Annotated in this window: 15 protein-coding genes; 8 read left to right on the top strand and 7 right to left on the bottom strand. The window is 70.3% G+C overall.

Annotated features, from left to right (window positions below; translation table 11 throughout):
- Positions 1-11: 11 nt before the first annotated feature.
- Entirely contained in the window at positions 12-1,625 is a 1,614-nt protein-coding gene (locus CSC64_RS02505) for a ShlB/FhaC/HecB family hemolysin secretion/activation protein (protein WP_162433758.1), read from the top strand.
- Between the two features lie 78 nt (positions 1,626-1,703).
- On the opposite strand, the gene parE is transcribed toward CSC64_RS02505, so the two are convergent.
- Positions 1,704-3,593, bottom strand: coding sequence for a DNA topoisomerase IV subunit B (gene parE, locus CSC64_RS02500; protein WP_162433757.1), 1,890 nt, complete (start codon positions 3,591-3,593; stop codon positions 1,704-1,706).
- Between the two features lie 242 nt (positions 3,594-3,835).
- Between parE and CSC64_RS02495 the strand changes: the two genes are divergently transcribed.
- The 7 genes from CSC64_RS02495 to truD all read left to right on the top strand — a co-directional run bounded on the left by CSC64_RS02495 (position 3,836) and on the right by truD (position 10,168).
- Positions 3,836-4,096: a hypothetical protein gene (locus tag CSC64_RS02495; RefSeq protein WP_162433756.1), complete on the top strand. Its 261-nt coding sequence runs from the start codon at positions 3,836-3,838 to the stop codon at positions 4,094-4,096.
- Between the two features lie 165 nt (positions 4,097-4,261).
- The gene (gene pyrG, locus CSC64_RS02490; RefSeq protein ID WP_162433755.1) at positions 4,262-5,923 is read left to right on the top strand and encodes a CTP synthase; all 1,662 of its coding nucleotides are present in this window, start codon (positions 4,262-4,264) and stop codon (positions 5,921-5,923) included.
- A gap of 138 nt (positions 5,924-6,061) precedes the next feature.
- Positions 6,062-7,354 (top strand): phosphopyruvate hydratase, encoded by a 1,293-nt coding sequence (eno, locus tag CSC64_RS02485; RefSeq protein WP_162433754.1) that lies wholly within the window; start codon positions 6,062-6,064, stop codon positions 7,352-7,354.
- A gap of 16 nt (positions 7,355-7,370) precedes the next feature.
- On the top strand, positions 7,371-7,772 hold the full coding sequence (ftsB, locus tag CSC64_RS02480; protein WP_162433753.1) for a cell division protein FtsB: 402 nt from the start codon (positions 7,371-7,373) through the stop codon (positions 7,770-7,772).
- On the top strand, positions 7,769-8,464 hold the full coding sequence (gene ispD, locus CSC64_RS02475; protein ID WP_202922300.1) for a 2-C-methyl-D-erythritol 4-phosphate cytidylyltransferase: 696 nt from the start codon (positions 7,769-7,771) through the stop codon (positions 8,462-8,464). The genes ftsB and ispD overlap by 4 nt, the downstream gene beginning before the upstream one ends.
- Before the next feature lie 122 nt (positions 8,465-8,586).
- On the top strand, positions 8,587-9,078 hold the full coding sequence (gene ispF / locus CSC64_RS02470) for a 2-C-methyl-D-erythritol 2,4-cyclodiphosphate synthase (protein WP_162433751.1): 492 nt from the start codon (positions 8,587-8,589) through the stop codon (positions 9,076-9,078).
- Between the two features lie 43 nt (positions 9,079-9,121).
- Positions 9,122-10,168 carry a tRNA pseudouridine(13) synthase TruD gene (gene truD, locus CSC64_RS02465; protein ID WP_162433750.1) on the top strand — a complete coding sequence of 349 codons (1,047 nt, stop codon included), beginning with the start codon at positions 9,122-9,124 and terminating at the stop codon, positions 10,166-10,168.
- Between the two features lie 125 nt (positions 10,169-10,293).
- Here truD and bamA read toward each other — a convergent pair whose 3' ends face one another.
- The 6 genes from bamA to frr form a co-directional block, all read right to left on the bottom strand.
- Positions 10,294-12,747, bottom strand: a complete 2,454-nt coding sequence (bamA, locus tag CSC64_RS02460; RefSeq protein WP_162433749.1) for an outer membrane protein assembly factor BamA — start codon at positions 12,745-12,747, stop codon at positions 10,294-10,296.
- Between the two features lie 65 nt (positions 12,748-12,812).
- Positions 12,813-14,171, bottom strand: a complete 1,359-nt coding sequence (gene rseP, locus CSC64_RS02455) for an RIP metalloprotease RseP (RefSeq protein WP_162433748.1) — start codon at positions 14,169-14,171, stop codon at positions 12,813-12,815.
- Positions 14,172-14,195: 24 nt separating this feature from the next.
- The gene (dxr, locus tag CSC64_RS02450; RefSeq protein ID WP_162433747.1) at positions 14,196-15,398 is read right to left on the bottom strand and encodes a 1-deoxy-D-xylulose-5-phosphate reductoisomerase; all 1,203 of its coding nucleotides are present in this window, start codon (positions 15,396-15,398) and stop codon (positions 14,196-14,198) included.
- 20 nt (positions 15,399-15,418) lie between these two features.
- Entirely contained in the window at positions 15,419-16,288 is an 870-nt protein-coding gene (locus CSC64_RS02445; protein ID WP_162433746.1) for a phosphatidate cytidylyltransferase, read from the bottom strand.
- Entirely contained in the window at positions 16,285-17,040 is a 756-nt protein-coding gene (gene uppS, locus CSC64_RS02440) for a polyprenyl diphosphate synthase (protein ID WP_162433745.1), read from the bottom strand. Before uppS ends, CSC64_RS02445 begins: the two co-directional genes overlap by 4 nt.
- 16 nt (positions 17,041-17,056) lie before the next feature.
- Positions 17,057-17,614, bottom strand: a complete 558-nt coding sequence (gene frr, locus CSC64_RS02435) for a ribosome recycling factor (protein WP_162433744.1) — start codon at positions 17,612-17,614, stop codon at positions 17,057-17,059.
- Positions 17,615-17,690: the final 76 nt, after the last annotated feature.

The raw sequence follows: 17,690 nt of genomic DNA, 5'->3' as shown, positions 1-17,690 counted from the left end.
GCCGGTGGGGAATGGCGTGCTGGTTCGCCTGTGCGGCTGCAATCGTCGCACCGCTGGCGCAGGCGCAGCCGGTCCCGCCCGACCCGGTGTCCCAGCAGGCGCCGGCGCAGCGGATCGACAGCTATTACGATTCGCGCACGACCCTGGAGCCGCGTGCGCCGGAGGGCGATCCGCTGCAGCCAGGGGAAGCGCCCGCACCCACACCACCGGCGGACGCCGAGGCCGTGCGCTTCGAGCTGGCGAAAGTGATCTTCGGTCCGTCGGAGCTGCTGTCGGCCGCGGAGCTCGACGCACTGGCCGCGCCCTATGTCGGCCGCGAGGTCGGCATGGACGACCTGGCTGCGCTGGTCCATTCGGTGAACGACGCCTATCGTGCGCGCGGCATCAACACCGCCCAGGCGGTGCTGGCGGCGCAGGCGATCGAAGGCGGCGTGGTCCGGGTCGACCTGGTCGAAGGCCGCCTGGGTGAGCTTCGGGTGGCAGGCAACGAGCATGTCGGCGATGCGTTCATCCTGCGCCGCATCCACCAGCAGCCGGGTGAACTGGTCGACAGCGAAGGCCTGCGCGATGACCTGGTCTACATCAACCGGACCACGGACCTGCAGCTGCGCGCCCTGCTGCAACCCGGCAGCGAGCTTGGTCAGACCGACATCCTGCTGCAGGCGCAGGAGCCGGCCCGGCGCAGCTTCGGCGTATTCGTCGACAACGCGGGCATCGAAAGCACCGGGCAAGAGCGCATCGGCGCCCAGGGGCACATCTGGGGCATGCTCGGCATCAGCGACCTGCTCGCCGGCTCGATGGCCTATGCCCGCGGCGGCCTGGAGGGACGGCTCGCTTACAGCGGCATCATCAACCGGCGCAACGGACGGCTCGGGGGCAGCGTGTCGCGCAACCAGATCAACATCATCGACGGTGCCTACCGCGACCTGGACATCACCGGTGAGTCGACCTCGTATGCGCTGGACCTGCGCCAGCCGCTCATGGCGACGCAGAAATGGCTGCTCGCCGGCGCGGCCTCGTTGTCGCGGGTGGAATCGAGCACCGAGATAAGCGGCGAGGAGATATCCAGCACCGAATCCAACATGGCCACGCTCGCGTTCAGCGCCGGCTACCGCGCGACGGGCACGGAATGGTCGTTCACCCAGGCCGTGTCGCGGGTGGACATCGACGAGCCGCTGCGCAATACCGACAAGTTCACCATCGCCCCCGGCAGCTTCAACTGGCTGCAGCGGCTGGGCGGCAGTGGCCTGCTGACCCGGCTCAACCTCGGCTGGCAGTACAGCTCCAGCGATTTCGTGCCGTCGGGGAACCTGTTCCAGGTCGGTGGTGTGGGCACCGTGCGTGGCTACGGGCGCGGCATCCTGGCGGGCCCGCGTGGGTACTACGCCAATGCGGAACTGCACCGGCCCTACCGCCAGAACCACGATGTCTATCTGTTCGTGGACCACGGTTCGGTGCAGAGCGACTATCCGCGCACCCAGGACATCACCGGTGCCGGCGTGGGCCTGAGTGGGCGCTGGTCCGGCCGGCTCTCCTACAGCCTGGACGTGGGCCATGCCTTCGACCGGGTGTTGGGCGACCAGGACAGCGTGCGCGCGGATTTCCGCCTGGCGGCGACCTGGTAGTGCGTCGAGGGGTGGCGGGCGTCGTGTGCCCGCCGCCGGGGCCGTCGCTACGGCCCAGCCCAGGTCGAAGTGCGACGCTCAAACCTCCAGCGAAGCCAGGTCGCCCTTCGTCTCCAGCCACGCCTTGCGGTCGGCCGCGCGCTTCTTCGCCAGCAGCATGTCCATCAGCGCCCGGGTCTGCTCGCCGTCGTCCACCGTCAGCTGCACCAGCCGGCGCGTATCGGGGTGGATCGCCGACTCGCGCAGCTGCTCCGGGTTCATCTCGCCCAAGCCCTTGAAGCGGGTCACGTTGACCTGGCCGCGGATCTTTTCGCGCGCGATCTTTTCCAGCAGCAGGCGCTTCTCCTCCTCGTCCAGCGCGTAGAACACCTGCTTGCCCACGTCCACGCGGAACAGCGGCGGCATCGCCACGAACACGTGGCCGGCCGAGACCAGTGCCGGGAAGTGGCGCAGGAACAGCGCCGCCAGCAGGGTGGCGATGTGCAGTCCGTCGGAGTCGGCGTCGGCGAGGATGATCACCTTGCCGTAGCGCAGCCCGGAGAGGTCGTCCTTGCCCGGGTCGCAACCGATGGCCACGGCCAGGTTGTGCACTTCCTCGGAGGCCAGCACGGTGCCGCTGGCCACTTCCCAAGTGTTGAGGATCTTGCCGCGCAGCGGAAGGATCGCCTGGAAATCCTTGTCGCGCGCCTGCCGCGCGCTGCCGCCGGCCGAGTCGCCCTCGACCAGGAACAGCTCGGTGCGTGACAGGTCCTGGCTGATGCAGTCGGCCAGCTTGCCCGGCAGCGCCGGGCCCTGGGTGACCTTCTTGCGCACCACCTGCTTCTCGGTCTTCAGCCGCGCGCTGGCGCGCTCGATCGCCAGCTGCGCGATCTTTTCGCCCAGCTCCACGTGCTGGTTCAGCCACAGGCTGAAGGCGTCGTGCGCGGCGCCCTCGATGAATCCGGCGGCCTGGCGCGAGCTCAGCCGCTCCTTGGTCTGGCCGCTGAACTGCGGGTCGGTCATCTTCAGCGACAGCACGAAGGCGACGCGGTCCCACACGTCCTCCGGCGCCAGCTTCACCCCGCGCGGCAGCAGGTTGCGGAAGTCGCAGAACTCGCGCAGCGCGTCGGTCAGGCCCGAGCGAAGGCCGTTGACGTGGGTGCCGTGCTGTGCGGTCGGGATCAGGTTGACGTAGCTCTCCTGGACCAGCTCGCCCTCGGGGATCCAGGCCACGGCCCAGTCCACCACCTCGGTGTCCTTCTTCAGCGCGCCGGTGAACAGCTCGGGTGGCAGCAGTTCGCGGCCGGCCAGTTCGCCCTTGAGGTAATCCCGCAAGCCGTCCTCGTAGAACCAGCGGTCGCGTTCGCCGCTGGCCTCGTCGAACAGGGTCACGGTCAGGCCCGGGCACAGCACCGCCTTGGCCCGCAGCAGGTGGCGCAGGGCGCGCACGCTGATCTTCGGCGAATCGAAGTACTTCGGGTCCGGCCAGAAGCGCACGCGGGTGCCGGTGTTCTTCTTGCCCACCGTGCCGACCGTTTCCAGCGGGGTGGCGCGGTCGCCGTCGCGGAAGGTGATGCGGTGCTCGCTGCCCTCGCGCTTGATGTGCACCTCCACCAGCGTGGACAGCGCGTTGACCACGCTCACGCCGACGCCATGCAGGCCGCCGGAGAAGGTGTAGTTGCGGTTGTTGAATTTTCCGCCCGCGTGCAGGCGGGTGAGGATCAGCTCCACGCCGGGGATCTTCTCCTCGGGGTGGATGTCCACCGGCATGCCGCGGCCATCGTCGGCGACCTCGCAGCTGCCGTCCTTGAACAGGACGACCTCGATCTCCCGCGCGTGCCCGGCCAGCGCCTCGTCCACCGCGTTGTCGATCACTTCCTGGGCCAGGTGGTTCGGCCGGGTGGTGTCGGTATACATGCCCGGGCGGCGCTTGACCGGGTCCAGGCCGGAGAGGACTTCGATGTCGGCGGCGTTGTAGCGGCTGCTCATGGAACCTTGCGTGGGGCGCGGATGCGACGCGGAAGTGTGCGGCCTGGGCCGGTTTTTTGCACCCCCGCGGCGCACGCCGCAGGCCTGTTCAGGGAGGCGCAGGCCGGCCTGTCGTATAACGGCGCCAGGTCGCGGAAACGGGATGCAAATGCTCGAAATCCCTGTATTTGCCCCCATGTCCGGCCGTAGAGAAGGGCGGAGAGCCGCGGCTCATCCTTCCGCCCGCGACAGGAGGCAAACGCATGAACCGACGTCTGTTGTGGAGCGCCGTGGCGGCCCTGGTGGCCGTGGGCGTGGCCACCCCGCTGCTGGCGCAGGACACCCGGGCCGGCAAGTCCGCGGAGAAGGCCGCGCTGGCCGAGCACAAGGCGCAGGAGCAGCGCGAGCGCGATGCCGCCGCCGAGCGCGCCAAGCGCCGCGAGGCCGCCCGCGCCGGCCAGGACACCCGCGGCAAGGACAAGCCGCAGAAGGAAGAGGAAGAGGAGCAGCGCGACCCGCGCTGAGCCCCGTGCGACCTGGCCTGCCGGCACGCCCGGCAGGCCGCTCCGGGGGGGCTTTCCGGGGCCTGTTTTCCCGGCCCGGGCCGCGGGGGGGCGCGGCCACGGGCGGCCCCCGGCTGGGGCGATGGCGGTCGAGCCGGTAGACTCCGGCTTTCCGGAGCCCCGCCAATGACTCCCCTCATTTTCGTTACCGGCGGCGTCGTGTCCTCGCTAGGCAAGGGCATCGCCGCCGCTTCGCTTGCGTCCATCCTCGAAGCGCGTGGCCTGAAGGTCACGATGATGAAGCTGGACCCCTACATCAACGTCGACCCGGGCACCATGAGCCCGTTCCAGCACGGCGAGGTGTACGTCACCGACGACGGCGCCGAGACCGACCTGGACCTGGGCCATTACGAGCGCTTCGTCCGCACCCGCCTGAGCCGGAAGAACTCGGTCACCACCGGCCGGATCTACGAGAGCGTGATCCGCCAGGAACGCCGCGGCGACTACCTCGGCGCGACCGTGCAGGTGATCCCGCACATCCCCGACGAGATCAGGCGCTGCATCGACGAGGCCACCGCCGGCCACGACGTGGCCCTGGTCGAGATCGGCGGCACCGTCGGCGACATCGAGTCGCTGCCGTTCCTGGAGGCGATCCGCCAGATCCGCGCCGAGCGCGGCCCGGACAAGGCGCTGTTCATGCACCTGACCCTGGTGCCGTACATCGCCGCCGCCGGCGAACTGAAGACCAAGCCGACCCAGCACTCGGTCAAGGAACTGCGCTCGATCGGCATCCAGCCCGACGTGCTGCTGTGCCGCAGCGAGCAGCCGCTGCCGGATGGCGAGCGGCGCAAGATCGCGCTGTTCACCAACGTTCCCGAGCGCGCGGTCATCTCGGTCGAGGACGTGGATGTCCTCTACAAGCTGCCGATCGAGCTGCATGCGCAGGGCCTGGACGCGCTGGTCGCCGAGCGCCTGCGCCTGCCGGTGGCGGGTCCGGCCGACCTGTCCGAGTGGGAGGCCGCGGTCGACGCGACCTTGAACCCGGTGGACGAGGTCACGATCGCCGTCGTCGGCAAGTACGTCGACCACAAGGACGCCTACAAGTCGGTGGGCGAGGCGCTCAGGCACGGCGGCCTGCGCCAGCGCACGCGGGTCAACCTGAAGTGGCTGGAATCGCAGGACGTGGAGGAGGGCGCCGGGGCGCTGCTCGGCGACGTCGACGGCATCCTGGTGCCCGGCGGTTTCGGCGACCGTGGCTTCGAGGGCAAGGTACTGGCCGCGCAGTACGCGCGCGAGCATGGCGTGCCGTACTTCGGCATCTGCTACGGCATGCAGGCCGCGGTGGTCGAGTACGCGCGGCACAAGGCCGGGCTGGAAGGCGCCAACAGCACCGAGAACGACAAGCAGTGCGAGCATCCGGTGATCGGCCTGATCACCGAGTGGCGCACCAGCAGCGGCGAGATCGAGAAGCGCGACGAGAAGTCGGACCTGGGCGGCAGCATGCGCCTGGGCCTGCAGGAGCAGCGGCTCAAGCCGGGCACGCTGGCGCGCGAGCTGTACGGCAAGGACGTGGTCGCCGAGCGCCATCGCCACCGCTACGAGTTCAACAACCGTTACCGCACCCAGCTGGAGGACGCCGGCCTGGTCATCGCGGCCAAGTCGATGGACGACCTGCTGGTGGAGATGGTCGAGCTGCCGCGCGCCGTGCACCCGTGGTACCTGGCTTGCCAGGCGCACCCGGAATTCCTGTCCACGCCGCGCGACGGCCACCCGCTGTTCGTCGGCTTCATCCGCGCCGCGCGCGAGAAGAAGGCCGGTGGCAAGCTGCTCAAGGAAGCGCGCGCCTGAGCAAAAGTGAGCAAAAGGGGACGGAGGCAATTAAGCCTGCTGGCTTAATTGCCTCCGTCCCCTTTTGCTCCTCGGCATGGCTGCCCGGGCTCCGTTAAACTCCGGACCGACTCCATCCACCCCACGCATGCCCCGCCCATGACCAGCATCGCCAAGATCCACGCCCGCGAGATCCTCGACAGCCGCGGCAACCCGACCCTCGAGGCCGAAGTCACCCTGGCCGATGGCTCCTTCGGCCGCGCCGCCGTGCCGTCCGGCGCCTCGACCGGCACCAAGGAGGCGGTGGAACTGCGCGACGGCGACAGGACCCGTTACCTGGGCAAGGGCGTCAAGGACGCGGTCGCCAACGTCAACGGTGCGATCGCCACTGCTCTGGCCGGCTCCGATGCCGCCGACCAGCAGGGCCTGGACCGCCGCCTGGTCGACCTCGACGGCACGGAGAACAAGGGCCGCCTCGGCGCCAACGCCCTGCTCGGCGTGTCGCTGGCCAACGCCCATGCCGTGGCCGCGTCGAAGAAGCAGCCGCTGTGGCAGTACCTGTCGACGATCACCGAGTCCGACGTGTCGCTGCCGGTGCCGATGATGAACATCATCAACGGCGGCGCCCACGCCGACAACAACGTCGACTTCCAGGAGTTCATGGTCCTGCCGGTCGGCGCGGCCTCGTTCTCCGAGGCGCTGCGCGCGGGCACCGAGATCTTCCATTCGCTCAAGTCGGTGCTGAAGGGCCACGGCCTGAGCACGGCGGTCGGCGACGAGGGCGGTTTCGCCCCGGACTTCCGCAGCAATGTCGAGGCGCTGGACACCATCCTCGAGGCGATCGGCAAGGCCGGCTACACCGCCGGCGAGGACGTGCTGCTGGGCCTGGACGTGGCCTCCAGCGAGTTCTACGACAACGGCAAGTACCACCTGGTGGGCGAGGGCAAGCGCCTGTCGTCCGAGCAGTTCGTCGACTTCCTCGCCGGCTGGGCCGCGCAGTACCCGATCGTCACCATCGAGGACGGCCTGGCCGAGGACGACTGGGCCGGCTGGAAGCTGCTCACCGAGCGCATCGGTTCGAAGGTGCAGCTGGTCGGCGACGACCTGTTCGTGACCAACCCGAAGATCCTGAAGCAGGGCATCGATTCGGGCACCGCCAACGCGATCCTGATCAAGGTCAACCAGATCGGCACCCTGACCGAGACCCTGGAAGCCATCGCCATGGCCCACCACGCGAAGTACGCGGCGATTGTCTCGCACCGTTCCGGCGAGACCGAGGACACCACGATCTCGGATATAGCGGTCGCCACCACCGCGACCCAGATCAAGACCGGCTCGCTGTGCCGCAGCGACCGCGTGGCCAAGTACAACCAGCTGCTGCGCATCGAGGAAGCGCTGGGGGCCTCGGCCCGCTACGCCGGCCGCGATGCGTTCGTCTCGCTGAAGCGCTGACCGGGGAAATCCGCCGATGCGCGTGCTGCGCTGGGTGCTGCTGGGGCTGGTGCTGCTGCTGGGATGGCTGCAGTACCGGCTCTGGTTCGGCATCGGCAGCGCCGGCGAGGTCGCCGCGCTGGAGGCGCAGGTCGAACACCAGCGCCGCGAGAACGGTGGCCTGGAGGAGCGCAACGCCGCACTGGCCGCCGAGGTCCGCGACCTCAAGGAAGGCGTGGCCGCGGTCGAGGAGCGCGCGCGCAGCGAGCTGGGCATGATCAGGCCGGGCGAGGTGTTCTACCGGGTGGTCGAGGACCCTTTGCAGCGCGCCACGCCGTTACCTGCACCTGCGCCTGCCACCACCGCACCGGCGATGCCCGCGGCCGTGCCGGAAACCACGACCGGCCCCGAGCCTGCAACCGAAGGGAACCACGGCTGATGGCCGCGATCTGGGCGGTGGTACCGGCCGCCGGCCGCGGCAGCCGTTTCGGCGGCGAATTGCCCAAGCAGTATCTGCAGGTGGGCGGGCGTCCGCTGCTGGCGCACACCCTGGAGGCGCTGCTGGCGCATCCGGCGGTGGCCGGCGCGGTGCTGGCGCTGGCCGACGGCGATCCGTGGTGGCCGGGCTGGGGCGAGTTCGCGGGCAAGCCGCTGCTCACCTGCACCGGTGGCGACAGCCGCGCCGGTTCGGTGCTCGCCGCGTTGGCGGCCTTGCCGGAATCGGTGCGCGCCGACGACTTCGTCCTGGTCCACGACGCGGCGCGGCCGAACCTGGCCTTGGCCGACCTGGAGCGGCTGCTGGAACGCGGCCGCGCCGACCCGGTCGGTGCGATCCTGGCCGCGCCGGTGCGCGACACGCTCAAGCGCGCCGGCGATGACGGCGGCATCGACGCCACCGAGCCGCGCGAACGCCTGTGGCGCGCGCTGACCCCGCAGTTGTTCCGCCGCCTGCAGTTGACCCGCGCGCTGGAAGCGGCCGCGGCGGCCGGCATCGAGGTCACCGACGAAGCGATGGCCCTGGAGCGGCAGGGCCTGCGTCCGCTGCTGGTCGAAGGCCGCGAGGACAACTTCAAGGTCACCACCCCCGCGGACCTGGCCCGCTTCGAATTCGAACTCTCCCGCCGCCTGTAGGAGCCCGCTTCAGTGGGCGGCCGCCCGGCATGAACGGGCGCCACCGGGACCATCCCGCGCGCGGCGGTCGCCCACTGAAGTGGGCTCCTACACAATAGGGGCATTTCCAGCCAAGGATCGCCATGTCAGAGCTCCCTCCCTTCCGCATCGGCCAGGGCTACGACGTGCACGTGTTCGGCGAAGGCGACCACGTCATGCTCGGCGGCGTGCGCGTGCCGCACGAACGTGGCGTGGTTGCGCACAGCGACGGCGACGTGGTGCTGCATGCGCTGTGCGACGCGCTGCTCGGCGCGCTGGCGCTGGGTGATATCGGCGTGCATTTCCCGCCCAGCGACGAACGCTGGCGCGGCGCCGACAGCCTGGGCCTGCTGCGCCACTGCGTGGCCCTGGCCGCGGAGCGCGGCTGGAAGCTGGGCAATGCCGACATCACCGTGGTCTGCGAGCGGCCGAGGATCGGCCCGCATGCGCCGCTGATGCGCGAACGCATCGCCGCGGCCTGCGGGGTGGCGCTGGACGCGGTCAGCGTCAAGGCCACCACCAGCGAGAAGCTGGGCTTCACCGGCCGCGGCGAAGGCATCGCCGCGCAGGCGGCGGTGTTGATCGTCCGCCGCTAGAGCGGGGCTTGCCGCGCTGTACGGAAGCCGCATCGGAGCAGAGATGACCGATATTTCCCCTGAATCCCGCGCGTTCGGCGATGCTGTCCTCACTGCGCGGATCCGGACGGCACCGGAAGACTTCTTCGTCGAGGAACTGCCCGCGTTCGAGGCCAGCGGCGAGGGCGAGCACCTGCTGCTGACGATCGAGAAGCGTGGCATGAACACCGGCTTCGTCGCCCGCGAACTCGCGCGCTGGGCCGGCGTGGCCGAGCACGCGGTCGGCTTCGCCGGGCAGAAGGACCGGCACGCGGTCACCGTGCAGCGCTTCAGCGTGCAGTTGCCCGGCCGCGAGGCGCCGGACCTGGCGCTGCTCGAGCGCGATGGCCTGCGCGTGCTGGTGCAGGCGCGGCACCGGCGCAAGCTGTCGCGGGGCGCGCTGGCGGGGAACCGCTTCGTGCTGGTGCTGCGCGAGGTCACCGGCCAGCGCGGGGCGATCGAATCGCGGCTGGCGCAGGTCGCCGCACACGGCGTGCCCAATGCCTTCGGCGAACAGCGTTTCGGCCATGGCGGCGGCAACGTCGGCAAGGCGTTGGCGATGTTCGCGAAGGGCGCGCGCGGCGCGCGCATGGGCCGCGAGCAGCGCGCCATGCTGCTGTCGGCGGCGCGCTCGGCACTGTTCAACCGCGCCCTGGCCGCGCGCGTGGCCGACGGCAGCTGGAACCGCGGCATGGAAGGCGAGGTCTGGATGCTGGCGGGCAGCCGCAGCGTGTTCGGGCCGGAGCCGTGGAGCGAAGCGCTGGCGCAGCGGCTGGAAGCGTTCGACATCCATCCCAGCGGCCCGCTGTGGGGCCGCGGCAACCTGCGCAGCGAAGGCGCCTGCCGCGCGCTGGAACTGGCCGCGCTGGACGACGCGGAATCGCTGGCGCTGCGTGACGGCCTGGAGCGGGCCGGGCTGGAGCAGGAGCGGCGCGCGCTGCGCGTGCAGGCGGAGGGACTGGAATGGGAGTGGCTGGATGCCTCCGCGCTGCGGCTGTCGTTCTCGCTGCCGCCTGGAAGCTACGCAACCGCGGTCCTCGCCCAGCTCGGCGCCATCGCCGACGCTTCGTAGGGCAGTTGCCGCGCTGCCCTGTCGCGCCCGGCTCTACGGGAAGTACCCGGAAACGACGACGGCCCCGTCCGGGGCCGTCGTCGCCTTGCTGCAGGAGCGGCGCCCCGCGAGGGTGCGCCGGCGGCTCAGAAGCCGCCGCCGAAGGTGAACTGCAGCCGCTCGATCTCGTCGCCGTCCTTCTTCTTGAACGGGTAGGCGTAGCTGATCGAGATCGGGCCGACCGGCGCGCGCCACAGCAGGGCCACGCCCGCCGACGCACGCAGTTCGTTGGCGTCGAAGTTGTCCCAGCCGTCGTACACGTTGCCGAAGTCGACGAACGCCGACACGCGCGCGGCCTTGCTGTCGAACAGGCGCGGGAACACCATCTCGACCTGGCCGACCGTCTTGAGCGAACCGCCCATCGGCTGGCCGATGTAGCCGTTGATCGGCTCCGAGCGCGGGCCCAGGGTGTTGTCGCGGAAGCCGCGCACCGAGCGGGTGCCGCCGGCGTAGAAGTTCTCGAAGAACGGCAGCCCCGTCGCGGTGACGGTCTTGTCGTAGTCCGGCGAGGTGGGCAGGCAGGGCTCGCTGGGGTCCGGGCCGGGCACGTAGGTGTCCACGAAGCCATCGCCGTCGCTGTCCACGTAGGTGCCGGGGGTGTAGCAGAGGTTGCGCACCACGTCGTCGCCGTAGCTGTCGCCGAAGCCCAGGTCCAGGCCGGTGCGCAGCACGAAGGCCGGATGCAGCATCCAGTACTTGGAGAACTCGTAGCTGAGCTTGTAGTACTCGGCGGTCGAGCCGGGCAGGGTGGTTTCCAGGGCTACGCGCTGGTACATGCCGCGGGTCGGCATGAAATAGTCGTTGCGGGTGTCGCGCGCCCAGCCCAGTTCGGTGCGCCAGGCGTGGAAGGTGTTCTGCCCGATCGCGTTGATGTAGTCGATGATCGCCTGCGGTGTGCTGCCGGAGTAGGTCTGGATCTGGTTGCTGTCGATGCCGAACAGCATCGTGATGGAGCTGGTCTCGGTGATCGGCAGGCCCAGCACGGCCTGCGCGGCGGCGTTGGTGCTGTTGTACTGGGCGGTGTTGAAGTCGGAGTAGTCCAGCTCGCGCCACCACAGGTTGTAGCCGAGCGACAGGCCTTCGTCGGTGAAGAACGGGTTGAGGTAGGAGAACGAGTAGCGCTGCATGTAGTCGCTGCGCTGCGCCTCCACCGAGACCCGGTTGCCGCCGCCGAGGAAGTTGTTCTGCGACAGCTGGATCGAGGCGGTCAGGCCGGCCAGCTGCGAGTAGCCCAGGCCGAACACGAAGCTGCCCGAGGTGGTTTCCTTGACGTTGAACACCACGTCGACCTGGTCGGCGGTGCCCGGCACCGGCGTGGTCTCGACCTCGACGGTCTCGAAGTAGCCCAGGCGCTGCAGGCGGATCTTGGAGCGGTCGACCGCCGCCTGCGAGAACCAGGCGTTCTCGAACTGGCGCATCTCGCGGCGCAGCACCTCGTCGGAGGTGCGGGTGTTGCCCTTGAACACGATCCTGCGCACGTTCACGCGCGGGCCCGGCATCACCTGCAGGTTGATCGCGACCGAGCGGTCCTCGCGGTTGGTGGTCGGCACCGGGTTCACGCGGGCAAAGGCGTAGCCGATGTTGCTCAGGGTGTTGGTGATCGAATCGGACGACAGTTCCAGCAGCACGCGGGAGAAGGTGTCGCCGGCCTGGGGAATGACCAGGCGCTCGATCTGGTCCTGCGGCAGGACGGTGTCGCCGGTGACCTTGATCTCGGAAATCGTATGCACCTCGCCTTCGGTGACGCTGGCGGTGAGGTACATGTCGCGCTTGTCGGGGCTGATCGAGACCTGGGTGGAGTCGATGTTGAAATCGATGTAGCCGCGGTCCAGGTACCAGGAATTGAGCTTCTCCATGTCACCGGAGAGCTTCTCGCGCGAATACTGGTCGTCGCGGCGATACCAGGACAGCCAGCTGCTCTCGCGCGACTCCCAGTTGTCGAGGATCTCCTCGTTGGCGAAGGTATCGGTGCCGATCAGGTTGACGTGGCGGATCTTGGCCGCCTTGCCCTCCTTGACCGTGATCGTGACGTCGACGCGGTTGCGGTCCAGCTGGCTCACCGTCGGCGTGATCGAGACGTTGTACTTGCCGCGGTTGTTGTACTGCCGGGTCAGTTCCTGGACCACGCGGTCCAGGGCGAGGCGGTCGAAGGTCTCGCCCTCGGCCAGGCCGATGTCCGCCAGGCCCTTGGTCAGGTCCTCGGTCTTGATGTCCTTGTTGCCTTCCAGGGTCAGCCGGTTGATCGCCGGCCGCTCCTGCACGGTGATCACCAGGATGTCGCCCTGGCGGTCCACGCGCACGTCTTCGAAGAAACCGGTCTTGTACAGCGCGCGGATGGTCTCGCCGGCGCCGGCCTGGTCCAGGGTCTCGCCGCGTTCCACCGGCAGGTAGGTGAACACGGTGCCGGCCGCGATCCGTTGCAGGCCGTCGATGCGGATGTCGCGCACGGTGAACGGTTCGACCGACTGCGCCATCGCCGGGAGGCTCAGCGAAGCGGCGAGGGCGAGGGCGAGCAGGCGGCGCACGGGGTATCGCGTCATGTCACATCCGGTGGAAAGCGGGTATTCGGGCAGGAACCGCGGCAGGAATCCGGGATTGCGGTCGGTCATCGCGGCATCAGGCCCAGAATGTCGTTGTAGAAGGCCAGCCCCATCAGCCCGGCCAGCAACGCCAGACCCAGGTACTGGCCGGCAGCCATCGCGCGTTCGCTCAATGGGCTGCCTTTGACCAACTCGATAAGGTAATACAGCAGGTGACCGCCGTCCAAGATCGGGATCGGCAGCAGGTTGATGATCGCCAGGCTCAGCGAGAGCAGGGCGAGGAAGTACAGGAACCAGTCGGCGCCGCGCTTGGCCGAGGCGTTGGCGGCGCGGGCGATGGTGACCGGGCCGGACAGGTTCTTCACCGAGGCCTCGCCGGTCAGCATCCGCCGCATCATCCCCAGCGAGTCGCTGGCCAGGCGGCCGGTCTCGCGCAGGGCCATCGGGATGGCCGCCAGCGGGCCGTGGCGCTGGACCGCGTCGTAGGCCGGCGCCTGCGGCGCGGCGAGGACGATGCCCAGTTCCCAGCGGCCGGCGCGCTGCGGGTCGCTGCTGGCGCGTGGGGCCAGGTCCAGGGCCAGCCGCTCGCCGTTGCGTTCCACTTCGACCATGCCCGGGCCACCACGCTCGCCCAGCGCCTGCACCCGCGGCCCGACCTGGTCGGCCGAATCGATCCGGTTGCCGTCCACGGCCAGGACCAGGTCGCCCGGCAGCAGCACGCCGGCGGCCGCGCCGTCCTCGCGGACCGCGTCGATCCGGGCCGGGGCCAGCAGGAAGCGCCAGATGAACCCGGCCTGTTCGGGAATGCGGTGTTCGTCCAGCGCTGCGGGCAGCTGCGACAGGCGCAGGGTGCGCACGGTTTCGCCGCCGGCCGCATCCTCGGCGCGGACCTCGATGTCGCGCCGGTCCAGCGCGGGGACGGCCAGGGCCATCGCCGCCTCGGTCCAGGTGCCGACCTGGCGTCCGTCGACCTCGACCAGGCGGTCGCCGGGCTGGAAGCCGGCCGCGGCGGCGATCCCGCCGGCCTGGCCGACCACCGGCGCGTAGTCCTGGCGGCCGACCATGAACATCAGCCACAGCAGGGCCACGCACAGCAGCAGGTTGGCGGCCGGGCCCGCGGCCACGATCGCGATGCGGCGCCACACGCCCTGGCGGTTGAACGCATGCGCCTGGCGCTCGACCGGCACGTCGGCCTCGCGCTCGTCGAGCATCTTCACGTAACCGCCCAGCGGGATCGCGGCGATCGCGAACTCGGTGCCGTGGCGGTCGAAGCGCGACCACAGCGGCTTGCCGAAGCCGACCGAGAAGCGCAGCACGTCCACGCCGCAGCGGCGCGCCACCCAGTAATGGCCGAACTCGTGGAAGGTCACCAGCAGGCCGAGGCTGACCACCAGCCACCAGACCGAGCCGAAGAAATCACCCATGGCGGGGCTCCAGGCAGGTGGCGCTCATGCGGGCGTGGTCCCGGCGTGGGGCATTGCATCGATCCGTTGGCGGGTGAGTCGGCGCGCGTCCGCGTCGGCTGCCAGCAGCGCCTGCAGCGAACCGGCCGGCGCCGCGGGCAGTGCGGCGAGGGCGTCCTCGACCAGCGCGGGGATGTCTAGGAAACCGATCCGGCCCTGAAGAAAGGCTGAAACGGCTTCTTCGTTGGCCGCATTGAGCACCGCGGGCGCGGTGCCGCCGGCGGCCATGGCCTCGCCGGCCAGGCGCAGGCAGGGGAAAGCGTCCAGGTCCGGCGCCTCGAAATCGAGCCGGCCCTGGGCCAGCAGGTCCAGCCCGGCCACGCCCGAGTCGACCCGCTCCGGCCAGCCCAGGCCCACCGCCAGCGCGGTGCGCATGTCCGGCAGGCCGAGCTGGGCCAGGGTGGAACCGTCGACGTATTCGACCAGCGCATGGACCAGGCTCTGCGGGTGCACCATCACCCCGATCCTGTCGGCCGGCAGGCCGAACAGGTGGTGGGCCTCGATCACTTCCAGGCCCTTGTTCATCAGCGTGGCCGAATCGACCGAGATCTTCGGCCCCATCGACCACTTCGGGTGCGCCACCGCCTGCGCCGGCGTCACCGCGGCCAGGCGCGCGCGGTCCCAGCCGCGGAACGGGCCACCCGAAGCGGTGAGCACGATCCGGCGCACGCCTTCGGCGCGGCACGAACGCAGGCACTGGAACACCGCGCTGTGTTCGCTGTCGATCGGCACGATTTCCGCCCCGGAAGAGCGGGCGGCAGCGATCACCAGTTCGCCGGCCAGCACCAGTGATTCCTTGTTGGCCAGCAGCAGGCGCTTGCCGGCGCGCGCGGCGGCCAGGGTCGAGCCCAGCCCGGCGGCACCGACGATCGCGGCGACCACGGTGTCGCATGCCGGGCCCGCGGCCAGCGCCTCCAGCGCCGCGTCGCCGGCATGGGCGACGGTGGTGAGGCCGGCCTCGCGCAGGCCGTCGCGCAGCGCGGCGTAGCCGGCCGGGTCGGCGATCACCGCGTGGTCGGGCCGGTGCTCCACGCACAGCCGTAGCAGGGCGTCGACCTTGCAGCCGGCGGCCAGCACGCTGGCGCGCATCCGCTGCGGATGGCGCGCGATCACGTCCAGCGCCGAGGCGCCGATCGAGCCGGTGGCGCCGAGGACGGCAACCTGGCGCAGGTGCGGGGCAGGGGACATGGCTGCGATCCGGGCCGGGCTCAGAAACCGAGGATGTCCTTGCCCAGCGCGAACACCGGCAGCGCGGCGAGCACGCCGTCGATGCGGTCGAGCACGCCGCCGTGGCCGGGGATCAGGTGGCCGGAATCCTTCACCCCGGCCTGGCGCTTGAGCAGGCTTTCCACCAGGTCGCCGACGATCGAGGCCAGCACCGCCGCCAGCGCCACCAGCGCCAGCGCCGGCAGCTGCGCCGCGGTGGCGCCGGCGAAGCTGCCGAAGGCCAGGGCCACGGCCACGCCGGCGACCACGCCGCCGACCGCGCCCTCGACGGTCTTGTTCGGGCTGATGGTCGGCGCCAGCTTGCGCCGGCCGAAGGTGCGGCCGGCGAAGTAGGCGCCCGAATCGGCCGCCCAGACCAGCGCCAGCGCCGCCAGCAGCCAGCGGTGGCCGCTGGCCTGCAGCGCGGGCGAGGCGGCCAGCGCGGTGAAGTTGTCCGAGTGCACCAGGCACAGCGCGCACCAGGCCGGTACCACCGCCAGGGTGCCGGCGGCGAGCTTGAAGGCGCGGGTCCAGGCCGCGTCGCCGGCGGTGAAGCCCGGGCGCCACAGCCACAGCAGCGCCAGCAGCCAGCCGGCCACGCCGGCCAGGGAGGCCAGCTGGAACAGCACAGGCGAGAAGCCGCCGTCGCCGCGCGAGGCCCAGACCAGCAGCACCATCAGCAGCAGGTTCAGGCCCACCAGCACGGTGCGTGGCAGGGTGTCGTCGATCCCGGCCAGTTTCAGCCACTCCCACAGGCCGGCGAGCACCACCAGCGCGGCCAGCGCGGCCATCCACGGCGTGGGCAGCAGCAGGATCGCGGCGATGGCCAGCGGGGCCATCACCAGCGCGGCGATGACGCGGGTACGGGTCATGCGGTGGCCTCCGCGCCGAGCTGGGCGCTGGTCAGCCCGAAGCGGCGTTCGCGCCGGGCGTAGTCGTCCAGGGCCTGCTGCAGCACGCCGGCGTCCACGTCCGGCCACAGGGTTTCGGTGAACCACAGTTCGGTGTACGCAAGCTGCCACAGCAGGAAGTTGCTGACGCGGTGGTCGCCGCCGGTGCGGATGAACAGGTCAGGCGCCGGCAGGTCGGCCAGTGCCATGCGCGCACCGACCGCCGCTTCGTCGATCTCTTCCGGGCGCAGCCGGCCGGCGGCGACATCCGTGGCCAGCGCGCGGGCGGCGGCGGCGATGTCCTGGCGGCCGCCGTAGCTGGCGGCGATGGCCAGCTGCAGGCGATCGTTGCCGGCGGTCTGCGCCTCGGCCGCGGCCATGCGCGCGCGGATCGCGTCGGCGAACAGGGCGCGCTCGCCGATGAAGCGCCCGCGTACGCCGCGCCGGTGCAGTTCGTCGACCTCGCGCTCCAGCGCGTTGAGGAACAGCTTCATCAGCGCGCCGACTTCCTCTTCCGGCCGGCCCCAGTTCTCGCTGGAGAAGGCGAACAGGGTCAGCGCGCCGATCCCGCGCTGCAGGCAGAAGTCGATGACCAGGTTGACCGCGCGCGCGCCGGCACGGTGGCCGATCACGCGCGGCCGGCGCCGGCGCTGGGCCCAGCGGCCGTTGCCGTCCATGATGATCGCCAGGTGGCGGGGGACCGGCGCGTCGGCGGTGGCGGGATCTGCAGTCATGCGGGAAGCAGACCGCTCAGACCGCCATCAGTTCCTGTTCCTTGCCCTTGACCACCTCGTCGACATCCTTGATTGCCTTGTCGGTGATCTTCTGGATCTCCTCCTCGGCGCGCCGGACCTCGTCCTCGGTGACCTGCTTTTCCTTGAGCAGGTCCTTGACCTGCTGGTTGGCGTCGCGGCGGATGTTGCGGACGGCGACCTTGGTGTCCTCGCCCTCGCCGTGCACGACCTTGGTCAGCTCGCGGCGGCGCTCCTCGGTGAGGGCCGGGAGGTTGAGGCGGATGGTGGTGCCGGCGGTGTTCGGGGTCAGGCCCAGGTCGGAGGCGAGGATCGCCTTCTCGACCGCGCCGACCATGCCCTTGTCCCAGGGGGTGATCACCAGCGAGCGGGCGTCGGAGACCGACACCGCAGCGACCTGGGACAGCGGCACGTCGCTGCCGTAGGCGCTGACCTTGATGGTGTCGACCAGGCCGGTGGAGGCGCGCCCGGTGCGGACCTTGACCAGGTTGTGGCGCAGGGCGTCGATGCTCTTCGCCATGCGGTTCTGTGCGTCTTGCTTGATCTGGTTGAGCATCGCCGTATTCCGTCGAAAATGCCGAATCGGCCGATTATACGGGTAATGGCCCGGATGGCCCGCGCGGCGGCGGGGG

The sequence above is a fragment of the Pseudoxanthomonas koreensis genome, assembly GCF_010093225.1.
In the GTDB taxonomy this organism is placed as follows: Bacteria; Pseudomonadota; Gammaproteobacteria; order Xanthomonadales; family Xanthomonadaceae; genus Pseudoxanthomonas; species Pseudoxanthomonas koreensis.
The sequence above is the reverse complement of the archived record's forward strand: the minus strand, read 5'-3'. Positions and strand labels throughout refer to the sequence as shown.

What these genes read in the sequence shown, in the direction of transcription:
- CSC64_RS02505 (WP_162433758.1), top strand. Translation starts at nt 12, where the DNA reads ATGGCGTGCTGGTTCGCCTGTGCGGCTGCAATCGTCGCACCGCTGGCG.
- parE (WP_162433757.1), bottom strand. Translation starts at nt 3,593, where the DNA reads ATGAGCAGCCGCTACAACGCCGCCGACATCGAAGTCCTCTCCGGCCTG.
- CSC64_RS02495 (WP_162433756.1), top strand. Translation starts at nt 3,836, where the DNA reads ATGAACCGACGTCTGTTGTGGAGCGCCGTGGCGGCCCTGGTGGCCGTG.
- pyrG (WP_162433755.1), top strand. Translation starts at nt 4,262, where the DNA reads ATGACTCCCCTCATTTTCGTTACCGGCGGCGTCGTGTCCTCGCTAGGC.
- eno (WP_162433754.1), top strand. Translation starts at nt 6,062, where the DNA reads ATGACCAGCATCGCCAAGATCCACGCCCGCGAGATCCTCGACAGCCGC.
- ftsB (WP_162433753.1), top strand. Translation starts at nt 7,371, where the DNA reads ATGCGCGTGCTGCGCTGGGTGCTGCTGGGGCTGGTGCTGCTGCTGGGA.
- ispF (WP_162433751.1), top strand. Translation starts at nt 8,587, where the DNA reads ATGTCAGAGCTCCCTCCCTTCCGCATCGGCCAGGGCTACGACGTGCAC.
- truD (WP_162433750.1), top strand. Translation starts at nt 9,122, where the DNA reads ATGACCGATATTTCCCCTGAATCCCGCGCGTTCGGCGATGCTGTCCTC.
- bamA (WP_162433749.1), bottom strand. Translation starts at nt 12,747, where the DNA reads ATGACGCGATACCCCGTGCGCCGCCTGCTCGCCCTCGCCCTCGCCGCT.
- rseP (WP_162433748.1), bottom strand. Translation starts at nt 14,171, where the DNA reads ATGGGTGATTTCTTCGGCTCGGTCTGGTGGCTGGTGGTCAGCCTCGGC.
- dxr (WP_162433747.1), bottom strand. Translation starts at nt 15,398, where the DNA reads ATGTCCCCTGCCCCGCACCTGCGCCAGGTTGCCGTCCTCGGCGCCACC.
- CSC64_RS02445 (WP_162433746.1), bottom strand. Translation starts at nt 16,288, where the DNA reads ATGACCCGTACCCGCGTCATCGCCGCGCTGGTGATGGCCCCGCTGGCC.
- uppS (WP_162433745.1), bottom strand. Translation starts at nt 17,040, where the DNA reads ATGACTGCAGATCCCGCCACCGCCGACGCGCCGGTCCCCCGCCACCTG.
- frr (WP_162433744.1), bottom strand. Translation starts at nt 17,614, where the DNA reads ATGCTCAACCAGATCAAGCAAGACGCACAGAACCGCATGGCGAAGAGC.